This window comes from Acinetobacter sp. P37, assembly GCF_057480965.1.
This window is the reverse complement of the sequence record NZ_JBLIYY010000047.1, coordinates 1-913: the sequence shown is the minus strand read 5'-3', so window position 1 is coordinate 913 and position 913 is coordinate 1. Positions and strand designations below refer to the sequence as shown.

The 913-nt window shown below is 38.2% G+C and carries 2 protein-coding genes; both read right to left on the bottom strand.

The annotated features are described in order from the left end of the window. Positions 1 to 12: 12 nt before the first annotated feature. Positions 13 to 483 (bottom strand): transposase family protein, encoded by a 471-nt coding sequence (locus AC25JC_RS17310; RefSeq protein WP_248603096.1) that lies wholly within the window; start codon positions 481 to 483, stop codon positions 13 to 15. Continuing rightward, on the bottom strand, positions 431 to 826 hold the full coding sequence (locus AC25JC_RS17305; RefSeq protein ID WP_249733434.1) for a transposase family protein: 396 nt from the start codon (positions 824 to 826) through the stop codon (positions 431 to 433). The genes AC25JC_RS17310 and AC25JC_RS17305 overlap by 53 nt, the downstream gene beginning before the upstream one ends. Positions 827 to 913: the final 87 nt, after the last annotated feature.

Here is a 913-nt window from a genome sequence, read left to right as displayed (position 1 = left end):
TTCTTTCATAATTCATTTTTTGCTCAGCTCTAAATTATAGATTCCCGCAATTAAATTGAATCTTAAGCCCAGTCTTTTTCCTCGATTACGATATCGCTCAGCAAGGATTTTGAAGGTTTTCAGGCTGCCAAATACATGCTCAATTCCGATTCTTCTTTTATTGATTTCTTGATTATAGATTTTCAATTCAGGATCCAATTTACAGTGTCTTTTGGCTTTTAATGGCAACAGGCTATTTGGATACACTGTATAAATTCCCTGATAACCCTTATCCGCAAGGATAAATGCACCTGCCGGAATCTGATTCAAGTTACGTTTGAAGAGTTCGAAATCATGCACTGCACCGCGACTGGTACATAAACTCAGAATTTGCTGAGTTTTGTAGTGAATCATGGCCTGTACTTTAAAGGTATGGGTCTTTTTCTTGCCGCTATAGCTTTTCTTCTGTTTTTTTAGGCCTTTGGATTGGAATTTCCGTGGCATCCACGATTACAACATTCCAGTTGATGCCTTCGCCCTCGGGTAAATCTTTGGGTAAATTAAACAGATTGGATCGAATCAGGCAGTCTTCAACATGACGGACAATTCTTGAAGCAGTCGGCTCTGACACACCATAACTAGTTGCAACATGGAACAATGTTCGATATTCACGCCAATAACTTAAGCACAGAAGGATTTGATCTTCTATGCTTAATTTGGTGGGTCTACCTTTAGCAGGAACATGCATTTTCAGTTGTTCCACCATTAAATCAAAGGTTGACCATGAGATGCCGGTGTATCGCTTAAACTGTGTTTCAGAAAGCTTCTTTGAATCGATGTATTTCATCCGCAGATTATGCATGAATATTTAAAATTCTTCGGTACAAATAATCAGCAAGAGACTGTTCGTTTTTTGATTTATGAAAGAGGCTTA